The organism is Flavitalea flava (assembly GCF_054461575.1).
Window position 1 is genome coordinate 1 of the sequence record NZ_JBTLQH010000125.1, and the last position, 1186, is coordinate 1186.

The following is a 1186-nucleotide window of genomic DNA, read 5'->3' on the forward strand; positions in this document are numbered from 1 at the left end:
TGGCTAACGATTCGTACTACCTCGCTCGTTCAGGACTTCCACCTTAGAGCTAATGAACATGCCTGGCGCACAAAAGAAGGGGTCAAAGGCCCCCGCGAAGCGCTTGGAAAATATATCTATCTGGGTAATTCAAAAGGCCCCATAGTGGGAGTCGTCAGGGATTTTCATGAGCATTCCCTGCGTGACCCAATCGATCCGGCTGCCATATCGACCCAAAAAAGCAGCTACAGGATGGCGGGTATAAAACTAAGCGGCCGGAATATGGGTACTATCCTTGCTGCCATCGAAAAAATATTCAACGGTCATTTCCCCGAAACGCTCTTCCAGCATCAGTTCCTCAACGAGACGATTGCCCGGTTCTATGAGGAGGAAGAAAAACTATCGATGATCTTTAAGGTCTTCGCAGCGATAGCCCATACCATCAGTTGTCTGGGTTTGTATGGTCTCATCCTTTTCACGACTTCCCATCGGGTTAAGGAGGTGGGCGTCCGGAAAGTGCTCGGCGCTTCCCTGGCTAATATTTCTTTTTTATTCATTCGGGAGTTCTTATGGCTTATCGGGATTTCCTTTGTTATCGCATCACCCCTGGCCTGGTATATTATGCAGAAATGGCTGCAAAACTTTACCTACAGGGTATCCTTGTCAGTATGGATGTTTGTGGCAACAGGCCTGACCGCTTTATCGATTGGATTGCTCACCATCGGCTTCCAGACCATAAAGGCAGCGCTGGCCAACCCGGTGAAAGCGTTGCAAAGCGAATGATAGAGGTTAAAATAAATTTCAACCTCCGATGAATTGGTAATTTAACATAATTAATTTAATACCAATTCTACCACCGGTATTTCATAACCAGGTTTTTTCTCCGGAAGCGTCAGCACAATATCACTGCCCTGCTCCTTATACAACAATTCAGAATTATCATGCAGGAACTGCGCATATTTTATTTTGCCTTTGTACCCGGGTAGAACCAGGGAGCCTGTTGAAGGGTACTCAAATAGATGCACATACAACCGTTTGGCACCCGCATTATAAGTAAGTTTATCATTAGCCGGGACCTGGAAAGTTTCCGGGGCAAAGCTGCAATTATAAATCGATTTGCTGTTGCCATGCATCCATTGCGAAAGACTGTCCAGGGCATTATTTGCCCGGTAATCGAATTCACCGCGGGCGGTGGGCCCCACATTTA

General features: G+C 46.7%; 1 protein-coding gene and 1 pseudogene. One reads left to right on the forward strand and one right to left on the reverse strand.

What is annotated here, in order from left to right; translation table 11 throughout:
- On the forward strand, positions 1 to 762 hold a 762-nt coding region (locus ACX0G9_RS31650), incomplete at its 5' end, for an ABC transporter permease (protein WP_459069001.1).
- Between the two features lie 50 nt (positions 763 to 812).
- Here the strand turns inward: ACX0G9_RS31650 and ACX0G9_RS31655 are convergent.
- Positions 813 to 1186, reverse strand: a pseudogene (locus tag ACX0G9_RS31655) (alpha-L-fucosidase); the annotation flags it as partial.